The 19,043-nt window shown below is 59.6% G+C and carries 15 protein-coding genes; 8 read left to right on the forward strand and 7 right to left on the reverse strand.

Going from position 1 to position 19,043, the window contains the following annotated elements:
- Nucleotides 1–421: 421 nt before the first annotated feature.
- The 4 genes from J1N02_RS00005 to J1N02_RS00020 all read right to left on the reverse strand — a co-directional run bounded on the left by J1N02_RS00005 (nucleotide 422) and on the right by J1N02_RS00020 (nucleotide 4,099).
- On the reverse strand, nucleotides 422–1,339 hold the full coding sequence (locus J1N02_RS00005) for a DUF4880 domain-containing protein (RefSeq protein WP_368961018.1): 918 nt from the start codon (nucleotides 1,337–1,339) through the stop codon (nucleotides 422–424).
- Nucleotides 1,336–1,854 (reverse strand): sigma-70 family RNA polymerase sigma factor, encoded by a 519-nt coding sequence (locus J1N02_RS00010; protein ID WP_108574478.1) that lies wholly within the window; start codon nucleotides 1,852–1,854, stop codon nucleotides 1,336–1,338. Before J1N02_RS00010 ends, J1N02_RS00005 begins: the two co-directional genes overlap by 4 nt.
- A 91-nt stretch (nucleotides 1,855–1,945) precedes the next feature.
- The gene (locus J1N02_RS00015; protein WP_421147026.1) at nucleotides 1,946–2,563 is read right to left on the reverse strand and encodes an LpxA family transferase; all 618 of its coding nucleotides are present in this window, start codon (nucleotides 2,561–2,563) and stop codon (nucleotides 1,946–1,948) included.
- A gap of 90 nt (nucleotides 2,564–2,653) precedes the next feature.
- Nucleotides 2,654–4,099, reverse strand: a complete 1,446-nt coding sequence (locus J1N02_RS00020; RefSeq protein WP_421147027.1) for a mechanosensitive ion channel domain-containing protein — start codon at nucleotides 4,097–4,099, stop codon at nucleotides 2,654–2,656.
- A gap of 335 nt (nucleotides 4,100–4,434) precedes the next feature.
- On the opposite strand from J1N02_RS00020, the gene proC reads away from it, so the two are divergent.
- From proC to solA, 4 genes are all read left to right on the forward strand, one after another.
- The gene (proC, locus tag J1N02_RS00025; RefSeq protein ID WP_421147028.1) at nucleotides 4,435–5,241 is read left to right on the forward strand and encodes a pyrroline-5-carboxylate reductase; all 807 of its coding nucleotides are present in this window, start codon (nucleotides 4,435–4,437) and stop codon (nucleotides 5,239–5,241) included.
- Between the two features lie 2 nt (nucleotides 5,242–5,243).
- Nucleotides 5,244–6,101: a methyltransferase gene (locus tag J1N02_RS00030; protein ID WP_098479648.1), complete on the forward strand. Its 858-nt coding sequence runs from the start codon at nucleotides 5,244–5,246 to the stop codon at nucleotides 6,099–6,101.
- A 6-nt stretch (nucleotides 6,102–6,107) separates the two neighbouring features.
- Nucleotides 6,108–6,905 (forward strand): EamA family transporter, encoded by a 798-nt coding sequence (locus J1N02_RS00035; protein WP_141543037.1) that lies wholly within the window; start codon nucleotides 6,108–6,110, stop codon nucleotides 6,903–6,905.
- Between the two features lie 110 nt (nucleotides 6,906–7,015).
- A complete protein-coding gene (gene solA / locus J1N02_RS00040; RefSeq protein WP_421147029.1) occupies nucleotides 7,016–8,167 on the forward strand; it encodes an N-methyl-L-tryptophan oxidase in 1,152 nt (383 codons plus the stop codon).
- Between the two features lie 219 nt (nucleotides 8,168–8,386).
- Here solA and J1N02_RS00045 read toward each other — a convergent pair whose 3' ends face one another.
- Nucleotides 8,387–9,253: a pirin family protein gene (locus J1N02_RS00045; protein ID WP_421147030.1), complete on the reverse strand. Its 867-nt coding sequence runs from the start codon at nucleotides 9,251–9,253 to the stop codon at nucleotides 8,387–8,389.
- A gap of 177 nt (nucleotides 9,254–9,430) precedes the next feature.
- Here J1N02_RS00045 and J1N02_RS00050 point away from each other — a divergent pair, with 177 nt between their 5' ends.
- The gene (locus J1N02_RS00050; RefSeq protein WP_108574484.1) at nucleotides 9,431–10,174 is read left to right on the forward strand and encodes a response regulator; all 744 of its coding nucleotides are present in this window, start codon (nucleotides 9,431–9,433) and stop codon (nucleotides 10,172–10,174) included.
- Between the two features lie 20 nt (nucleotides 10,175–10,194).
- Nucleotides 10,195–11,514, forward strand: a complete 1,320-nt coding sequence (locus J1N02_RS00055; protein ID WP_166655329.1) for an ATP-binding protein — start codon at nucleotides 10,195–10,197, stop codon at nucleotides 11,512–11,514.
- Here the strand turns inward: J1N02_RS00055 and J1N02_RS00060 are convergent.
- Complete coding sequence (locus J1N02_RS00060; protein ID WP_027607936.1) at nucleotides 11,511–13,451, reverse strand: TonB-dependent receptor domain-containing protein; 1,941 nt, start codon at nucleotides 13,449–13,451, stop codon at nucleotides 11,511–11,513. The genes J1N02_RS00055 and J1N02_RS00060 overlap by 4 nt on opposite strands.
- A gap of 78 nt (nucleotides 13,452–13,529) precedes the next feature.
- The gene (locus J1N02_RS00065) at nucleotides 13,530–14,735 is read right to left on the reverse strand and encodes a multidrug effflux MFS transporter (protein ID WP_092359409.1); all 1,206 of its coding nucleotides are present in this window, start codon (nucleotides 14,733–14,735) and stop codon (nucleotides 13,530–13,532) included.
- 100 nt (nucleotides 14,736–14,835) lie between these two features.
- Here J1N02_RS00065 and J1N02_RS00070 point away from each other — a divergent pair, with 100 nt between their 5' ends.
- Both J1N02_RS00070 and J1N02_RS00075 read left to right on the forward strand, forming a co-directional pair.
- Nucleotides 14,836–15,942, forward strand: coding sequence for an efflux RND transporter periplasmic adaptor subunit (locus J1N02_RS00070; protein ID WP_027607938.1), 1,107 nt, complete (start codon nucleotides 14,836–14,838; stop codon nucleotides 15,940–15,942).
- Nucleotides 15,943–15,944: 2 nt separating this feature from the next.
- On the forward strand, nucleotides 15,945–19,028 hold the full coding sequence (locus J1N02_RS00075; protein ID WP_027607939.1) for an efflux RND transporter permease subunit: 3,084 nt from the start codon (nucleotides 15,945–15,947) through the stop codon (nucleotides 19,026–19,028).
- The last annotated feature ends 15 nt before the right edge of the window (nucleotides 19,029–19,043 follow it).

Here is a 19,043-nt window from a genome sequence, read left to right on the forward strand (position 1 = left end):
CGTTGCGTCTCACTGCAAGCGTTGATGCCAGGGGCGTTCCTGATACATCGCAGTCGTCTTCATTAGGGGCGCTTCGCACCCCAGCGCGGGGCAAGCCCGATCACCACAGCACGCCCGCTCACCACAATAAGCTTGCGCAGGCTCACCCGATAACGCATTCGAGATTGCACCTCCACGCCCCACGTGATCGGGGACTACTCGTAACTTGTGGTGAGCGGGCTTGCCCCGCGCTGGGCTGCGGAGCAGACCCAAAACCAGGCGCTGCGGTTTACCTGACAGAACACAGGGATCCTGATTGGGGCTGCTGCGCAGCCCTGCGCGGGGCAAGCCCGCTCACCACAGCAAGCCCGCTCACCACAGCAAGCCCGCTCAGCACAATAAGCTTGTTCACCGCAACAAGCAGGCTGGCCACAAAACCGCATCATGCCGCCTTGCGCAGGCTCACCCAATAGCGGGTTCGAGCTTGCACCTCCAGCCCCAGGGTCGAGGCCAGCAGGTTGAGGATGCGGTCGGTGTCATCCAGGCGAAAACTGCCGGTCACCCGCAGCGTTTCCAGGCTGGAATCCCAGCGCAATACGCCCGGACGATAGCGTTCCAGCTCGCGCAGAAAATCCCCCAGCAACTGGTTCTGTGCGGTCAACACGCCGTCGCGCCAGCCTAATTGCAGCACATCGAAGGGCACCGAGGCGCCAAGCCCGGCGGCTTTCAACGGCGCTTGCTGGCCCCCCTGCAATGTCGCCAGGTTTGCGCGCAAATCACGCACCTGCACCGTGCCCTTGAGCACCGACACCAGGCAGCCGGAAGGCAGTTGACGCACGCACACCTCGGCCTGGCTGACGAGCAATTGGCCGTAGCGGGTTTGCACCGTCATCGCCGCCGTACCCGGAACGTTCAGCGCCAGCTCACCGTCGACCAGGGTGATGCGCCGTTGTGCCAGGTCCACGTCTACGGCTGTAGCGGTATTGAGTTGCAGGCTGCCCCCCTCGGCCAACGGCAGGCGTTTGCGTTCGCCGGTAGCGGTGTGCAAATCGGCACGCCAGGCGTCGATGGGCAACTGGCGGCTGATCAGCCAGGCCGCCGGCACCAGCGCCGCCACCCCCAGGGCGCGCTTGAGCACGGCACGTCGCCCCGGTTGCGGGCGGTCGAGGCTGGCCATGGCGAGCGCCTGGGGCAAATCGCTGAAACGCTGGCGCAGGGTTTGGGCTCTTTGCCAGGTCTGTTCATGCTGGGGATGGCTGTCGCGCCAGTGCTGCAAGGCGGCGTGATCGCGCTCGGTGGCCGCGCCGGATTCGAGCAGCGCCAGCCACTGGGCGGCGGCGCGCGCGACGTCGCGGCTCACAGCTCCACCAGCAAACAATGCTCATAGGCCTGGGCCATGTAGCGCTTCACCGTACGCTCGGACACGTCAAGGCGCTCGGCAATCTCGCGGTAACCCAGGCCTTCCAACTGGCTCCATAGAAACGCACGGCGCACCAGCACGGGCAAGCCGTCGAGCAATTCATCCAGGGCTTGCAGGGTTTCCAGCACCAGCCAGCGCTGTTCGGGCGACGGCACACAGGTGTCGGGCAAGCTGGCCAGGGCATTCAGATACGCCTGTTCGAGGCTGCGGCGCTGATGGAAATTCACCAGCAGGCGCTTGCCCACCGTCACCAGGTACGCCCGGGGTTCCTGCATCTGCGCAATCGGCTGCGCACTGGCAAGCACCCGCAGGAACGTATCCTGGCTCAGGTCGGCCGCATCCCAGGCATTGCCCAGGCGCCGCCGCAGCCAGCTTTCCAGCCAACTGCGATGGTCACGGTACAAGCTCGATAGCGTCAGTTCAGGAGCGTGCGTGGGGACAACAGCATCATTCATGGCAACAACCTGCACGGCGCGATTGAGTCTCAAATGAGATTCATTCTATTTAATATCGTGCCGGGACACCATGATCTTTTCAACTTCGCGTTTATACCGACGCCTCGGCATCAAACACCCGCCCACGCCCCACGACACTGCCTGGCACCAACAGCGCCCCAGGCGCCAGCACCGCGTTAGCGCCGATCCGGCATTGATCCCCCAGCAACGCGCCGAACTTGTCGCAGCCGCTGCGCTGCAACACCCCGTCAACCCGTACCAGTACTTCCTTGTCGTCCCGCTCGTTGCGGTAGTTGGCGACGATACTTCCCGCCTCGAGGTTGACCCCATGGCCCAGCACTGAATCACCGACAAAGTTGAAGTGAGCCAGTTTGCTGCCGCTGAACATGAAGGTGGTTTTCAGTTCGGCGCCGGGGCCGATGATGCAGTGCTCATCCACCCAGCACCCACCGCGCAGCAGCGAGCCGCTGGCGATAAAGCAATGGGCGCCGATGATCAGGGGCGGCTTGAGCAAGGCACCGGGTTCGACGATGGCGGTACGGTGGATGGCGACTTCGTCGTGCACGCGGTAGTCGTCGGCCGGCAGTTCGGCGAGCATCTGACGAACAACGGCCGGCGCCTGGGCGACCAGGGCCCAGGGCGCCAGGTCGGCCCACGGGGCCAGGGGAGATTGAGCAAGGTTGGCGATGTAGTCGGCGAGTCGAATCAAGGTCGAGCCCTCACGTGGTCAGAGACGGTCAAGAAACCCCACATTGGCGATCATTCGACATCGAGTACAGCACTTCCAGGCCCTCGCCTCTCACAGACCGCGCTTGCGCAGCCACTGCAAAAAGCCCTTCTTCACCGGCACCACCGGCGCTTCCTGGGTCAGGACCTGGGCGGCGTGCAGGCGGAAATCCAGCAGCGCCTTCATCGCCTCGCCGATGTCGTGACGCGCGTCCAGGCACGGTTTCAAGTATTCATTCTCGATGCGGTACAGCGTGCAGAAGGTCTTGGCGGAAAAGTCCGCCAGCGCGGCCTGGTCGGACAAGATCCCGGCCTCGCCAATCACTTCTCCCGGCCCCATGCGCCCGGCTTCGAATACATGGCCGCCCTTGGTCAACATCACCGAAACCACGCCGGACTCGACGATAAACAAATGATCGCTGACCTCCCCCGCCGGCAGGATCATCTCGCCGGCGCGGTAGGTGTGCAGGGTCATGTTCTGGCTGAAGGTGTCTTTCTCTTCCTGGCGCAGGGTGGAGAAAATCGACGAACGCTCCAGCAACGCCCGCGCGGCGGACATGGCCGGCGGCGCGCTGCTTTCGGTGGCGGACAGCACAGCCACGCCCGCCGCCTGCAGGTGCCGGAACGCCAGGTCATAGAGCTGGTTGCGCACCTCGCGCTTGAGGGCCATGGCCGGCACGAAGCCGCTGATTTCATACTCCACACCGCCACTGGCGGAGGTCTTGAATGCCACGCTCGGCGCCGGCTTGGCCAACAGTGGCCGGCACCCCTGCATCGCACGCTCCAGCGCCTCGATCACGGTTTGCGGGCGCGCATGGGGGCTGACCTGCAGGCTGACCGCCAGGCCGAACATATCCGCCGGGCGCGAAAAGTTGATGATCTTGGCCTTGGCCGCCAGGGAGTTGGGGATCACCGCCAGGCTGCCCTGGGAGGTTTGCAGGCGTGTGGCGCGCCAGTCGATGTCGGTGACCCGCCCTTCGGTGCCGTCGATGGAGATCCAATCGTCGATCTGATAAGGCTTGGTGGTGTTGAGCACGATCCCGGAAAACACATCGCTGAGGGTACTTTGCAACGCCAGGCCGACGATGATCGCCACCGCGCCGGAGGTGGCCAGCACGCCCTTGACCGGCAGGTCGAGCACGTAGGCCATGGCGGCGATGATCGCGATGAGGAAAATCACCGCGCCCATCAAGTCCTGCAACAACCGCCCGGTGTGGCCTACCCGCTGCATCATCACCGCGCCCAGCAACACCGTCAGCGTACGCGCCGCAAACAGCCACCAGCCGATCTGCAGGGCCGTGACGGCCAGGTGCAAGGCGGTACTGTCGGCATAGGGCGCAAGTTGCATGGGGTTCATGCCGTCGTTGAACAGCACGGCACTGAACACGGCAAAAATCGCCAGTCGCGCAGCCAGCTTCCAATTGGCCAGGTCGGCAGAGATCAGGCGCCACACGGCGATGTCGATAAAGATCAGCGCCACGGCGCACAGCATCGGGTGATCAGCGATAAATGAGGGCATCCAGGCGACTCCAGGGCGAATGACGGGAAGATCGCATGAAATAGAGGTTGCGGGTATAGCGCAGAAAAAATATTCGGGCAATGGCACAGTGATTCGAAAACCACAGACAGGAGAGTTTTAACTGAGGGGTATTAGCATATACAACTTCCTTCAGATAATTCTGAAGAAGCGTCTAAACACATTACAAACATCACGAACAATTCAAACCACTCAGTCTAAACACGCTCACGATCCAAGACCAAAAGAAATGTACTACATGTCTTTGGGACGTGATTGCTTTGAAAATAACAAAATTTAGTACGAGGCTGTAAGCGAAAGCCAATAGGAAATTAATCATGACCATAGCAAAAGACGTTTCAATTATTGGGGCGGGCCATATGGGGTATGCAATCGCTACCGGTTTAATACAATCATCTCCAAACATATCGATAGCAGCTATTGACCTTGATCATGTCCACGACAAAGAAATGGAAGATATGGGCATCCATGTACTAAACAGCTTGCCAGAGCACTCAGCTTCGAAAGTCATGATTCTGGCCATCCCACCCCAAGCATTTATAAAATTCGCAGAAATCAATTCGCAGATTAAGCATCATGCCGGAATAACAGTTTCAGTCATGGCAGGAATCAATCTATCTGATCTCGTAGGCCATCTTGAAACCTCCCAAGTCTGCCGAGCCATTCCAAATCTTTCTTGCGCTGTCAACGAAGGCATGAGTGTATTAATGTACGCACCCCGAACTATGCAGAAAAACAGGCGAGTCGTTAACGAACTATTCTCGAAACTCGGTAGTTTTCTCATCGTGGAAGAGGAAAAGCTCATTGACGATGCCACAGCGTTGGTAGGCGGAGGTCCCGCCTACGTTTCTTACTTTGCACAAGCTCTTATTGAGTACGCTTTGATGGCAGGCTTCGACAAACCTGACGCTTATTCCATGATTGCGCAAACTCTGCGAGGATCCTCAGCGCTTCTGGAGTTGTATAAAGAGTCGCCAGCAAAAATTTGTGAAAACGTCATGACGCCAAATGGAACAACAGAAAAAGCCATAAGTTTTTTCAAGGAGAAAAAGGTACAAGCAATCATTATGGACGGGCTGAAATACGCCTGTGCACGCTCAAGAGAACTTGGACGGAGACCTTAGGTATGCTGGGATTAATTGATCATGGCTCGGCAGGTAATTTTCACGTTGAAAATAACTGCAAGAAATGTCTTGATGAGCCCTATAAAATTTATTTTGGCTTAGGGCAAAGCGTGAGCCTGACTCAGGCTCCTGACGTCTTTAAAGTGAGCCGTGCAGGCATAAGACTAGGAAATTACCTAGTACAATCATTAAATCCAAAAAACCTCAATAGCAGTTTTTTGGATATTGGCACAGGAAGTGGAGTCCTTGCGCTATTGATGCGCAAGCTCGGTGGCAATGATATTACAGCTACAGATATCTGCGAAAAATCCATTGCACAGGCAAAAATCAACGAACATCTCAACTTCAAACAACCGACCATTTCCTTTTTTGTGAGTGATTTATTTGATGGTCTTTCGGAACAACGATTCCAAACTATCGTTTTTAACCCTCCTGGTTGGCGAACACCCTCTCGATCACTGATTCAGCGATTGGAAACCCGAGGCCGGACAGGCCAGTTGCCCATACACAGTATGTTCTACGGTGATGAGGTTATAAGCCGCTTTCTTAATGAGTTACCAAAATATCTTAACCCCACAGGGGTAGCAATTGTCGGGTTAAACTCGCTGGTAGGAATACGCGACATTTTGGAAAGGTACAACCAAAAATATAGCAACGCCCTTCCATTAACCTATAAACTAATTGAGCGACACACGCTCCCACTTATTCATTATTCAACGCACTGGAAAGCACTAGAGAAACACTTAAAATTAGAGTTTGAAAAGTGGCAGGCTTTGGATTTAGCCACATACTCCACCGATAAAAATGGCGATATTTACTGGTCATATGAAATTATCGAATTTTCTCATCACCAGAAATAACCGATCATGAACGCATATAAAACATCTAGATCAACGCACGCGCTTTCCATATTTCTATGTGGACTGGCAAACTTTCTTCTGGGGATCTCATCTCTTTACTGGAGAGGGCTCAGCGATATTTCGCCCATAACATTGATCGCCTATCGAATCACACTATCCGCTGCCATCCTCACTCTTTTCGTCGGTTTGTTTCGTCAAAAAAGAAACATAAAAAAACTCACTATAAAATTAGTTTTTCTACATTGCATTGCTTCGTTACTCATCGCAGTAAATTGGGGATCTTTCATCTGGGCCTCCATTCACGGGCTTTTTTTAGAAAGTGGCCTTGGCTACCTGTTAGCTCCTTTCTTTTCTATTGCCTTAGGGATAACACTTTACCACGAGTCAATCACTTTTAAAAAAGCCCTCTCCGCACTAATCGCACTCAGCCTCATAATCGCGCTAATCATATCCTCCAACAACCTAAACCATTTGACTTACATTATAATTTCCACAACATGGGGGCTTTACACCTACATCAAAAAACTCACCCCCTTAGACATGGTAAGCGGACTGCTTGTAGAAACCATATTCTTAACTGCATGCCTAGCAATAGCTACTCTAGCATTCAGCCTTCCAGTTATGTATCCCAGCGATTTTTTCACCCACTCAAACAAGCTAATCTGGCTGGCGGGCGGAGTATCCATAGTTCCTTTATTAATGCTGTCTTACTCAACAGGAAAAATACCGCTATCCCTAACCGGCCTCCTACAATTCATACTGCCCGCCACGCTTATTTTAGTTTCAATACTCACACACACTTAAAAGACATCAGACACACCACCAGAATAACCACTTATAACAATTAGCATTTTAATCGCCCTCACAACTTATAAAACTACAAGTATCCAAAATTCTAAAAACAGGACTCACAAATGAACAGAAGCTATGACGTTATCGTTATCGGCCTTGGGATTATGGGGGCTGCTGCGTTGTGGAGAGTCGCATCAAAATGCACCCGATCATTAGGAATCGACGCATCCGGCCCCAGCCATTGCCACGGATCCTCCCATGGAGCGTCGAGGATATTTCGCCGGGCGTACTGGGAGGGCGAAAAATATCTTCAACTACTTAATCACGCTGATTTGCTGTGGAAAGAACTGGAGCAAGTAACTCAAAGACACCTGCTGTTTCGCACGGGAGGAGTTTTCATCGGAGATAAATCCAGCCGTATAGTGTCCGGAAGCATTGAAACCGCGAAAAAGGGAAAAATTGAGCACGAGGTATGGATCGCTTCAGATGCTAGAAAGCATTTGCCAGCATTCAACATACAGGATGAGATGGCAGTTGTTTACGAGCCTGGTGCATATGCAATTTCGGCCAGCGAGGCGAGACTGGCAATGCTGAACGATGCCGTTCTAAATGGCGCTTTCACTGAATTCGGCAACAATGTCGTAAAACTCGAGAAACATGGCACTGGCGTGCGTGTAACGACCAAAAGTGGATGTATTTATTTTGCTGGCTCGGTAATAGTCACAACAGGACCGTGGATCACTACCAACCTTATGCCGGAGCTCACTAGGTTCCTAGAACCACGTCGAGTACCAATTTATTGGTTCAAACCAAAAGCAGGCTGCGAAACTCCATTTTCTCAAGAACAATTTCCCATTTTTCTTTACGAGAGGCAGGATGGCGGACTTCTCTACGGCGTTCCCTCAATAGTCAGTAATGAACCCGACGTAAAAATCGGCTTTCACAATAGGCAGCAAAGTCCCTCGCTCCCCGGCTGGGAAAATGTTCCCGTACAACATAGATATATAACGGAAATCCCCCCAATCATAGAGTCCATATTCCCTAAACTTGAAGGTATCCCGACACAAGCAAAGAACTGTTTCTATACAATGAGTCACGATGAATCTTTTTTGATAGGACACTCTAAAGCACTGGAGTCAACCTATTTCGCTTCTGCGTGCTCAGGACACGGATTTAAATTTGCGCCGGCTATTGGGGATGCCTTGGCTAATATGGCCATTGGTCAACAAGCAAGCTTTTCGCTGTCAGCTTTTTCAGTCGATCGATTTAACTGAACGTCGCCTAATCTTTAAAGATTAGGGCATCCAGGCGACTCCAGGGCGAATGACGGGAAGATCGCATGAAATGCCGTTCCAGGGTATAGCGAAAAAAAGTGGGAGGAGGCTTGCCTCCGATAGCCGAGTGTCAGGTTGAACCTCTGTACCTGATCCACCGCCATCGGGGGCAAGTCGAATCGTCGCACCGCCCCTCCCACATTGGCCTTGTGGCCGACCTTAATCCTGCATCTGTCCGAAACGACCCGATTGGAAATCCGCAAACGCCTGGTGAATCTCCTGCTCGGTATTCATCACAAACGGTCCATGCCCAAGGATAGGCTCGTCAATCGGTTCGCCGCTGAGCAGCAGGACCTTAGCGTCGTCGTTGGCCTCCAGGGTGAGTTGGCGGCCGTCGCGTTCGAATAACGCCAGTTGGCCTTGGCGTGCGACTTCTTCGCCATTGACCAGCACCGTGCCGCGCAGGATCACCAGGGCGGTGTTGCGCCCGGCGTGCAGGTCGAGGGTGACGGGCTTGCCGGCGTTGAGGCGCAGGTCCCACACATCGATCGGCGTAAAGGTGCGCGCCGGGCCCTGGGTGCCGGCGAATTCACCGGCGATCAGGCGCAGGTGGCCGGCGTCGTTGGCCAGGGGCAGCACGGGGATATCGCCGTCGACGATGGTCTGGTAGCCCGCGTCGGCCATTTTGTCCTTGGCGGGCAGGTTGACCCACAGTTGCACCATCTCCAACGCACCGCCGCTGCGGGCGAAGGCGGCGGAGTGGAATTCCTCGTGGAGGATGCCCTTGGCGGCGGTCATCCATTGCACATCGCCCGGGCCGATTTTGCCGCCGGCGCCGGTGGAATCGCGGTGTTCGACTTCGCCATCGTAGACGATGGTCACGGTTTCAAAACCGCGATGGGGGTGCTGGCCGACGCCGCGACGCTGGTCTGTCGGGGCGAAATCGGCCGGGCCGGCGTGGTCCAAGAGCAGGAATGGGCTGATGTGCTTGCCCATCGAGTCGTAGGAAAACAGCGTACGCACGGGGAAGCCGTCGCCGACCCAATGGGCGCGAGGGCTGGTGTAGATGCCGATGAGTTTTTTCATGGTAGTCCTCCAAAGTGCATACACCTTAAAACTCGCAGCAATTCGGCGCTAGACGGTAAAAAAAACCTTGATCGTCCTACCGACAGGACGATCTACGGTGGCATCCTCACAAAACAGCGTTAATGATAATGACTCGTAGTAATATCCACCCTCTCCCGCTCAACCCTCGAGGCTGCAATGCCGTTTGCCCCTGCGCCTGCCGCACCGCGCGTACTGGTGGTGGATGACCACCGCAAGATTCGTGAACCCCTGGCCACGTACCTGCGACGTTACACCTTTGATGTGCGCACCGCTGAAGACGCGGCCGGCATGTGGCAATTGCTCAAGACCCAGGCGTTCGATGTGGTGGTGCTCGACGTGCTGCTGCCGGATGGCGATGGCTTTGAGTTGTGCAACCAGTTGCATCGGCGCAGCAACACCCCGGTGATCCTGCTGACCGCCCGCGACACTGCCGCCGACCGCATACGCGGCCTGGACCTGGGTGCCGACGATTACGTCACCAAGCCGTTCGAGCCCCGGGAGCTGGTGGCGCGTATCAACAGCGTGCTGCGTCGTCAGGGCCGCGCTACCGGCCCCACCGCGCCCGGCGCCGGCGCACGGGCCTATGAGTTTGCCGGCTGGCACTTCAGTGTGACCAGCGCCACCTTACGCCGCGATGCCCACCCCGACATCCAACTCAGCACCGCTGAAAGCCGGTTGCTGCAGGTGTTCCTCGCCCACCCCAACACCCTGCTGCCCCGCGAACGCTTGATCGACCTCACCGCCGCCGCCGACAGCGATGTCAGCGACCGCGCCATCGACCGGCAAGTCAGCCGCCTGCGCCGCAAGCTGGCCCAGGGCGATGCGGCGCCGGAACTGTTGCGCACCATCTGGGGCGGCGGTTATCTATTGGCCGCCGAGGTCAGCGAATGCACGCCCTGAACCGGCTGTGGCCGCGCACCCTGGCACGGCAATTGAGCCTGTTGTTGTTGCTGGCACTGCTGGCGTCGAACGCCATTGCGATGTTGTTTTTGCAACGCACCGGCAGCCTGATCCACCCGCTGTCGCGCAGTTTCAGCCTGGAACGCCTGGGGATTGCCCATCACACGGCAATCGACCTGACCCCAGGTGAAACCGCGCACCTGCTGGCCGGCATGAGCACCGACGACACGCGCTTCTGGATCGGCCCCACGCCGGAGGTGGCGCCGTTTGCGCAACGCCCGGAAGAACAGCGCCTGGCCAACGAGCTGCGCCGCCAATTACAGCTGGATAACAGCGCCGCCATTGGCATGCAGTTGGAACGCATCAGCGGCGCCGACGCCCGCACCCATGTGTTCAGCCCCGCCGGCTGGGCGCCGTTGCGCCTGCGCAGCAGCGTGCCGCTGCCCAACGGTACCTACCTGAATGCCGTGCAATACCCCGCCGGCGCCTATGAATGGGGTCGCGTCCTGGCTTACAGCCTGCCGGTGACCACACTGCCGGTGCTGCTGATCGTGATGTTTTTCATTGCCCGCGTGGTGCGCCCGATCAAGACCCTGGCCCAGGCCACCGAGCGCGTCAGCCGCGGTGAATGGATCGCCCCGCTGGCGGAAACCGGCCCACAGGAAGCCCGCGACCTCACTGCCGCCTTCAACACCATGCAGGTCAACCTCGCACGGCATGTCGAAGGGCGCACGCGGATGCTCGCAGCGGTCAGCCATGACTTGAATACGCCGATCACCGAACTGCGCCTGCAAGTGGAGTTGCTGGAGCCCGGCGCAGCCCGCGATGACATGCTCGAAAGCCTCGGGGAACTGAGTGCGATGGTGCGTGAAACCCTGGATTTCGTGCGCGACGACGCGGTGCAGGAAGCGACTGCCACGCTTTCGTTGAGCGACTTGCTGGATGACCTGGCCAAGCGTTACCAACGCCTGCGACAGCCCGTCACCTGGGCCGGCGCACCCGCGTTACTGCTGACCTGCCGGCCGCTGGCGCTCAAGCGCGCACTGACCAACCTGATTGACAACGCCCTGCGCCATGCCGGCGACGCCGACCTGAGCCTGGCGCGCGAGGACAACGGTTGGCTGCGCATCGAGATTCTCGACCACGGCCAAGGTCTACCCGAGGCGTGGTTGAGCAAAGTCTTCGAGCCCTTCGTACAACGGGGTGTCAGTGACGGCGGCGTGGGGCTGGGCCTGGCGATCGCACGCTCGTGCATCCAGGCCCATGGCGGTGAACTGGTCTTGGAGAATCGCCCACCGGCCGGCCTGTGCGCGGTGGTGCGATTGCCCACAGCGCTCTAGAAGTTGAGCGTGGCGCCCATCCACAGGGTGCGGCCGTAGTTCACCGTGCCATAGGTTTCATCGTCCAGGCGCTTGTCGGTGAGGTTGTTGAGGGAGGCGTTGAGGGTCAACGAATCGCTCACGTCATAGGAGCCGCCCAGGTCGGCGGTGGTGTAGCCCGGCGCCGGTTCGTCGGTGGTGATGGTGTTGCCGGTTTCCTCGCCGTAGTAGCTCAGCGAGGCCCAGGCCTGGGTGCGATCGTTAATAGTCCACTCGGTACGCACATTGGCTTTTTGCTCAGGGGTGAGGGCCAGGGGCGCACCTTTGTTGGCACCGCTTTTCTGCTCGGAGTCGGTGTAGGTGTAGTTGGCCTTGAGCAGCACGCTGGGGTTGATGTCCCATTGGCCGTTGAGCTCAACGCCCTGGATGATCGCCTTGTCGACGTTGACCCGCTCCATGATGGTGTAGCCGTTCCAGCGCCGGTCGGTGGTGACGGTGGAAAGCTTGTCCTGGAAGTCGTTGTAAAACAGCGTCACGCCGCCGGACAGGTTGTCGCGGTTGCTCCACAGCGCCGAGACTTCGTAGTTGGTGCTGGTTTCGGGCTTAAGGTCCGGGTTGCCGAACATCACGAAGCGGTTGCGGCGCAGGTAGGCGTAATCCTCGACGACCGCACGCAGCTCGGGGGCCTTAAAGCCACGTGCAACACCACCCTTGAACGTCCACTGCTCGGTGGCGCGCCACACCCCGTAGACCCGTGGGCTGAGGTGGGCGCCGTACTCTTCGTGCTCATCCAGGCGCAGGCCGGTGGTCAGGGCGAAGCTGTCGGTCATCGACCACTCGTTTTCCGCGAACAAGGCTTTTTGCACCACCGAGAATTTATAGTCGACGCGGTCACCGAGGCCCTGGTTCCAGTCGGTCAGCTCGCTTTTATTCCATTGCAGGCCCACGGTGCTGACGTTGCGGGCGGTGGGCACCACCAGCTTGGCGTCAAACACAGTGTTCTTGATCTCGGGTTTGCGCCCGTAGATGTCAGTCTGCGCCGGTGTCGCCTTGCCTTCACGGCTGGAGGTTTCCTGGGACAAGGCAATGTCCGAGGTGGCCCAGCCCCAGCGGCCCTGATGGGACAGCGACCAGTGATCGCGGTTGTTTTCCTGTTCGCGGGTGGCCCAGTTGGCGCTCATGCCGTCGCCATTCTTCAAGCGCGTGGCGCCGGCTTCCAGCAGGATGTCGTGGTCGATAGTGGGGGTGAAGGCCAGGCGCGCGGTGAGGTCGCGGTGGTCAGCCTTGCTGAAGCCATTGGTCTGCTCGATGTCGTCATCGGCCTGGCGGTCCAGGTAGCGGCCCCACACCTGCAAACCGAGGAAATCTTCCTTGAGCGGACCACTGAGGTAGAACTGGGTCTGGCGTGCATTGCCCTGGTCGCTGTGCTGGCGCGCCGAGTAGTCGTACCCGACGGAGCCGCCCCAGGTCGGTGAGACCTTGCGCGTGATCACGTTGATCACCCCGCCGATGGCATCCGAGCCGTACAGCGACGACATCGGCCCGCGCACCACTTCAATCCGCTCGATGGCCGCAGCGGGTGGCACGAAGCTCTGTTCATAGCCACTGTTGCCGTTGACCCGCGATTCCCGCGCACTCTGGCGCTTGCCGTCGACCATGATCAGGGTGTAGTCGGCCGGCATGCCACGGATGGAGATGTCGGTTTCATTCGCACCGCCGTTGACGGTGACGCCTTCCACGTCTTTAACCGCGTCGCCGAGGTCGCGGTAGGACTTGCGACGCAGCGCCTCGCCATCGATCACGGTGACCGAGGCCGGCGCGTCTTCCACGCTTTGCGCAAAACCGGATGCAGTCACCACTACATCATTGAGTTCCAGTGCAACAGGCTCATCGGCGTGGGCATGAAGACTGGCGGCCACCAGCAGGGCCAGGGGCGAGAAACGAAAAGCAGGCAGCATGGGCGAAGACCTTCGGATTAGACTCAAAAGAGAATCGTAATCATCCAGCCCCGAATAACTTGGACAAAGTGTGACAACTCAAGCCGCCGCTACCTCCGCGGTACGACGCTCACGCAACAGATGGAAGGCCACGAAGGCCGTCACGGCAAAACACGCCTGGATAACGATCATCGGTGTGGCACTGCCGTCGCGCAGATGGCTCAGTAACAGGCCGCTGCAGGTCGCGCCGAACATCTGCGCAAAGCCCATCAAGCCCGCCGCCAAACCGGCGCGGTGAGCGTTGGGCATGACCCCTCCGGTCACCGACCCTGGCAATACCAGGCCGCCGCCGAGGGTCGCCAGCGCAATGGGAATATCCAGGCCCAGTACCGACAGGCCAAACAGCGCATAAATCACCAGTGCGGCAATCCCGCCCATGGCCACCAGCGTCACGCCCATCGCCACAATCCGTTGCGGCCCCAGGCGCTGGATGTTGCGTCGGGTGTAGGTGGAACCGATGATCAGCATCGACACGATCAGGCCAAAATTGATGCCGTACTCCAGGCTGCTCAAGCCCAGCAGATTGATATACACCGCCGAGGAACCGGCGATCACCGCGAACATGGCGCCATAGGTACACGCCAGCGCCACGGCGAACGCGCGGTACGGGCGGCCCTTGAGCAGGTCCAGGTATTGCCCGCCGAGGGTGCGCCAGTGGCCGGCCTTGGGGTCGAGGAAGTGGTTGCTCTCGCGGAAGAACAGCAGCGCCAGCAGCAACACCCCACTGCCAATCGCCAGTGCCAGCAGGATCGGCGCACGCCAGCCCAGCAGCTTGATCAGCAGGCCGCCGACCATCGGTGCGACGACGATGGCGTACAGCATGCCGATCATGGTCAGCGCCAGCGCCGGCCCCGCCTGGGCCTTCCACACGTCACGCACCACGGTGCGCGCCAGTACCAGCGCAGCGCAGGCGCCGAGGCCTTGTACGACGCGAGCGGCGATAAATTGCTGGATGTCATTGACCAGCAGCATCGACAAGGTCGCCAGCACATACAGCAGCAGCCCGCCGATCAGCACCGGACGGCGGCCGATACGGTCCGACAGCGGGCCGAACAGCAGTTGCCCCAGGCCAAAGGCGGCGACAAACGCCGACAGTGCCATCAACGCCGAACCCGGTGGCGCCAACAGGGCATGCTCGATCAGACCCAAGCCTGGAATGATCAATTGGGTCGAGACTTCACCCAGCGCCGTCAAGGCCACCAGTAAAAACAACAAGCTTCGCGATGGGGCCGGGGCGTTCGACATGGGGATTATCCGGGGCTGGTTTTATTTATATTTCGACCATAATATGCGTGAAAAATTATGTCCATAATTTTTTGCCCACTGGTCATCCCCGGAGCCCGACATGATCCCTCTCCCCTCGCGCCTTCTCACGCCCCTGGCCGTGTTGATCGTCCTCAGCGGCTGCAACAGCCAGGCCGACACCACCGCCCAAGCGCCGCAACCACGCCCGGTACTCGCCGCCAAGGTCGACGCCGCCGGCACTCAGCAAAGCGCCTATACCGGCGTGGTGGCTGCACGTACGGAAAGCGACCTGGGCTTCCGGGTCGGCGGCAAGGTCATCGAACGCAAGGTCGACCCCGGCCAGCATGTCTCCCGTGGCGACACCCTGCTGGTGCTGGACATCGGCGACTTCGAGCTCGCCCTGCGTTCGGCGAAAAACCGCGTCAACGCCGCCCAGGCCCAGCTGCGTCAGCGCCGCGACGATGAAAACCGCTACCAGCGCCTGTCCAGTACCGGTGCGGTGTCACGGCAGATCTTCGACCAGTCGGCCACCAACCTGCGCGTGGCCGAGGCCGAGTTGGCCGCGGCGCAATCCGACGCCAGCCAGATCGAGAACCGCCGCACTTATTCGGTGCTCAAGGCCGATGGCGACGGCATCATCACCGACGTGCGGGTGGACCGCGGCCAAGTGGTCGCCGAAGGGCAAGTCGTCGCGCGCCTGGCCCATGACGGCGCCCGCGAAGCCATCGTCAACCTGCCGGAAAACCAGCGCGACCAGGCCGCGCAAAAAGCCCTGGCCTTCCCCTTCGGCGCCCCGGACCAGGCGGTGACGGCGACCTTGCGCGAACTGTCGGCCAGCGCCGATCCCACCACCCGCACCTACCGCGCCCGTTATGTGCTGCACGGTAACGTCGAGCGCTTCGCCCTCGGCTCGACCATCACCGTGCGCCTGCAAGGCGACGGCCAGGCACAACAAACCCGCGTACCGATCGGCGCCTTGCACGATGCAGGGCAAGGCACCGGTGTGTGGTTGATCGGCGCGGATGACAAGGTCAGCTTCGCCGCCGTCAAGGTCGCCAGCCTCGGCCAGGAAGACGCCCTGCTCGACAGCGGCGTGAACCCCGGCCAGGTCGTCGTCGCCCTCGGTGCGCACCTGTTGCACAGCGGCGACGCGGTGCGCCTGTTGCCCGCCCAGGTACTGGCCCTCAACCGCAAACAGGACCAATGAGCATGCGCGGCATCAACCTCTCGGAACTGGCGGTCAAGCACCGCGCAGTCACGCTGTTTTTGATCATTGCGATCCTCGCCGCCGGGATCTTCTCGTTCGGCAAACTGGGGCGCGCCGAAGACCCGTCGTTTACCGTCAAGGTCATGACCATTACCGCCGCCTGGCCCGGCGCCACTGCCCAGGAGATGCAGGAGCAGGTGGCCGACCGCCTGGAGAAGCGCCTGCAGGAACTGGACTACTACGACCGCGTCGAGACCATCGCCCAGCCGGGCTTTGTGTCGATGCGCATGACCTACAAGGAGTCCACGCGCCCCAGCGAAATCCAGGAGCTGTTCTACCAGACGCGCAAAAAACTCAGCGATGAAGCCGCGAGGCTGCCCAGCGGGGTGATCGGGCCGTTCTTCAACGATGAATATTCCGATGTGTACTTCGCCCTGTACGCCCTGGAGGCCGAGCACCTGCCCCATCGGCAACAGGTGCAGATGGCCGAGGAATTGCGCCAGGGCCTGCTCAACCTGCCGGGGGTGAAGAAGGTCAATATCCTCGGCGAGCAGGCGCAGCGGATTTTTGTCGAGTTCTCCTATGAGCGCCTGGCGACCCTCGGGATCAAGCCGGAGCAGATCTTCGCCGCCCTCGCCGCACAGAACGCCGTGGCCCCGTCAGGTTTTGTCGAAACCGCAGGCGCGCGCGCCTATATCCGTATCGACGGTGCCTTCGACAGCCTGGCGCTGATCGAAAACGTGCCCCTGGAAGTCAACGGTCGCGTGCTGCGCATTGCCGATGTGGCCAGCGTCAGCCGCGGTTATGAAGACCCGCCGAGCTACCGCATCCGTCACCAGGGCGACCCGGCGCTGATGCTCGGCGTGATCATGGAAAAGCACTGGAACGGTCTGGAGCTGGACAAAAGCCTCAAGGCCGAGGAAGCCCGGATCCAGGCGGACCTGCCGTTGGGCGTGAACTTCGCCAAAGTCTCCGACCAGGCGAAAAACATCAGCCTGGCGGTGAATGAATTCATGCTCAAATTCTTCGTCGCCCTGGCGGTGGTGATGATCATCAGCCTGTTGGCCCTGGGCTTTCGCGTCGGCCTGGTGGTGGCGGCGGCGGTGCCGCTGACCTTGTCGGTGGTGTTTGTGATCATGCTGCTCACCGGGCGTGAGTTCGACCGCATTACCCTGGGCGCGCTGATCATTTCCCTGGGCCTGCTGGTGGATGACGCCATCATCGCCATTGAGATGATGGTGGTGAAACTGGAGGAAGGTTTTGACCGGATTCATGCGGCCACCTTCGCCTGGAGCTCCACGGCGGCACCGATGCTCACCGGTACGCTGGTGACGATCATCGGTTTTCTGCCGGTGGGGTTTGCACGGTCCGGTGCGGGGGAATACGCCGGCAATATCTTCTGGATCGTCGGCTTTGCGCTGATCTCGTCCTGGCTGGTGGCGGTGGTGTTCACGCCGTACCTGGGCGTGAAGTTGCTGCCGCAGATCAAACCGGTGCCCGGTGGCCACGACGCGATTTATGCCGGGCGCTATTACCAGAAGCTGCGTGATTTGGTCGAAGCCTGCGTACGCAGGCGTTGGCTGGTGACCGGGTTGGTGATCGCTGCCTTTGTACTGTGCGTACTGGGCATGGCCGTGGTGAAGAAACAGTTCTTCCCCAACTCCGACCGGTCCGAGCTGATTCTTGAGGTGTATATGCCGCCCGGCAGTGCCTTCAAGAGCACCGAGGCGGTGGCGGCGCAGCTGGAAAAGGCGCTGCTGCAAGAGCCGCAGACCAGCATGGTCGACACCTATGTGGGCGGTGGTGCACCGCGTTTCTTCCTGTCGCTGAACCCCGAAATGCCGGACCCGGCGTTTGCCAAGCTGATCGTGCAGACGCCGGACTCTCACGCCCGCGACGCCTTGAAGCTGCGCATGCGTGAGCGAATTGCGGCCGGTGAGTTTCCGGCGGCGCGGGTGCGGGTCACCCAACTGCTGTTCGGTCCGCCAGTGCCCTTCCCGGTGGTGTTCCGCGTGTCCGGCCCGAATGTGGAGGTGCTGCGCGGGGTGTCCGAGGACGTGCGCAAGGTCGTTGCCGCCAACACGCTGACCAAGGACGCCTTTCTCGATTGGGGCGAGCGCACCAGTGGTTATCGCCTGGTGCTGGATCAAGACCGCCTGCGCCTGCTGGGCTTTACCCCCAACGAGGTCAAATCCCAGCTCAACGCCTTGCTCAGCGGCAACCCGATCACCGAAGTGCGTGAGGGCAACCGCACCGTGTCCGTGGTCGCCCGGGCCCAGGGCAACCAGCGCGAGAACCTCGGCAACCTCAACAACATGACCCTGACCAACAGCGCCGGCACGTCGGTGCCCCTGGCCCAGGTCGGGCAGTTCCAGGCGGTGATGGAAGAACCGATCCTCAAGCGCCGCAACCGCGCGAGCACCGTGGAAGTGCGCGCCGACATCATCGACGGCGTGCAACCGCCCGACGTGGAAATGGCCGTGTACAAAGACCTGCAACCGCTGATCGCCCGGCTGCCGGCCGGTTACCGGATCGACATCGGCGGCCCGGTGGAAGAAAGCGCCAAGGCCAACGTGGCGCTGGCGGCGCTGTTCCCGATCATGATCCTGCTGACCCTCACGGTGATCATGTTCCAGGTGCGTTCCTTCGGCGTGATGTTCATGGTCTTCGCCACCGCGCCGCTGGGCTTGATTGGTGCGGTGCCGACCTTGCTGCTGTTCAACCAGCCGTTCGGGTTCAACGCGATCCTGGGCTTGATCGGGATCGGCGGGATCCTGATGCGCAACACGTTGATCTTTACCGACCAGATCCGCCAGAACCAGGAACATGGCATGGCGATCCACGCGGCGATTGTCGAGGCCACGGTGCGGCGCGCGCGGCCGGTGATATTGACCGCGCTGGCGGCGGCGCTGGCGTTTATTCCGCTGACGCTGTCGGTGTTCTGGTCGTCCCTGGCATTCGTGCTGATTGGCGGGGTGCTGGTGGGCACGGTGTTGACGCTGTTATTTCTGCCGGCGCTGTGCAGCCTGGTGCTGGGGCGGGAGAAGACAAAAATTGTCGAAACGCCCCACGTAAGCGCCGGATAAGCGCTACTCCCCTGC

This window comes from Pseudomonas sp. NFX5 (assembly GCF_049132125.1).
GTDB classification, from domain to species: Bacteria; Pseudomonadota; Gammaproteobacteria; order Pseudomonadales; family Pseudomonadaceae; genus Aquipseudomonas; species Aquipseudomonas marginalis.

Excerpts from the sequence above, each read along its gene's own strand:
- solA (WP_421147029.1), top strand. The coding sequence starts at position 7,016 with ATGAACAGAAGCTATGACGTTATCGTTATCGGCCTTGGGATTATGGGG.
- J1N02_RS00010 (WP_108574478.1), bottom strand. The coding sequence starts at position 1,854 with ATGAATGATGCTGTTGTCCCCACGCACGCTCCTGAACTGACGCTATCG.
- J1N02_RS00050 (WP_108574484.1), top strand. The coding sequence starts at position 9,431 with ATGCCGTTTGCCCCTGCGCCTGCCGCACCGCGCGTACTGGTGGTGGAT.
- J1N02_RS00020 (WP_421147027.1), bottom strand. The coding sequence starts at position 4,099 with ATGCCCTCATTTATCGCTGATCACCCGATGCTGTGCGCCGTGGCGCTG.
- J1N02_RS00030 (WP_098479648.1), top strand. The coding sequence starts at position 5,244 with ATGCTGGGATTAATTGATCATGGCTCGGCAGGTAATTTTCACGTTGAA.
- J1N02_RS00060 (WP_027607936.1), bottom strand. The coding sequence starts at position 13,451 with ATGCTGCCTGCTTTTCGTTTCTCGCCCCTGGCCCTGCTGGTGGCCGCC.
- J1N02_RS00035 (WP_141543037.1), top strand. The coding sequence starts at position 6,108 with ATGAACGCATATAAAACATCTAGATCAACGCACGCGCTTTCCATATTT.
- J1N02_RS00070 (WP_027607938.1), top strand. The coding sequence starts at position 14,836 with ATGATCCCTCTCCCCTCGCGCCTTCTCACGCCCCTGGCCGTGTTGATC.
- proC (WP_421147028.1), top strand. The coding sequence starts at position 4,435 with ATGACCATAGCAAAAGACGTTTCAATTATTGGGGCGGGCCATATGGGG.
- J1N02_RS00075 (WP_027607939.1), top strand. The coding sequence starts at position 15,945 with ATGCGCGGCATCAACCTCTCGGAACTGGCGGTCAAGCACCGCGCAGTC.
- J1N02_RS00065 (WP_092359409.1), bottom strand. The coding sequence starts at position 14,735 with ATGTCGAACGCCCCGGCCCCATCGCGAAGCTTGTTGTTTTTACTGGTG.
- J1N02_RS00045 (WP_421147030.1), bottom strand. The coding sequence starts at position 9,253 with ATGAAAAAACTCATCGGCATCTACACCAGCCCTCGCGCCCATTGGGTC.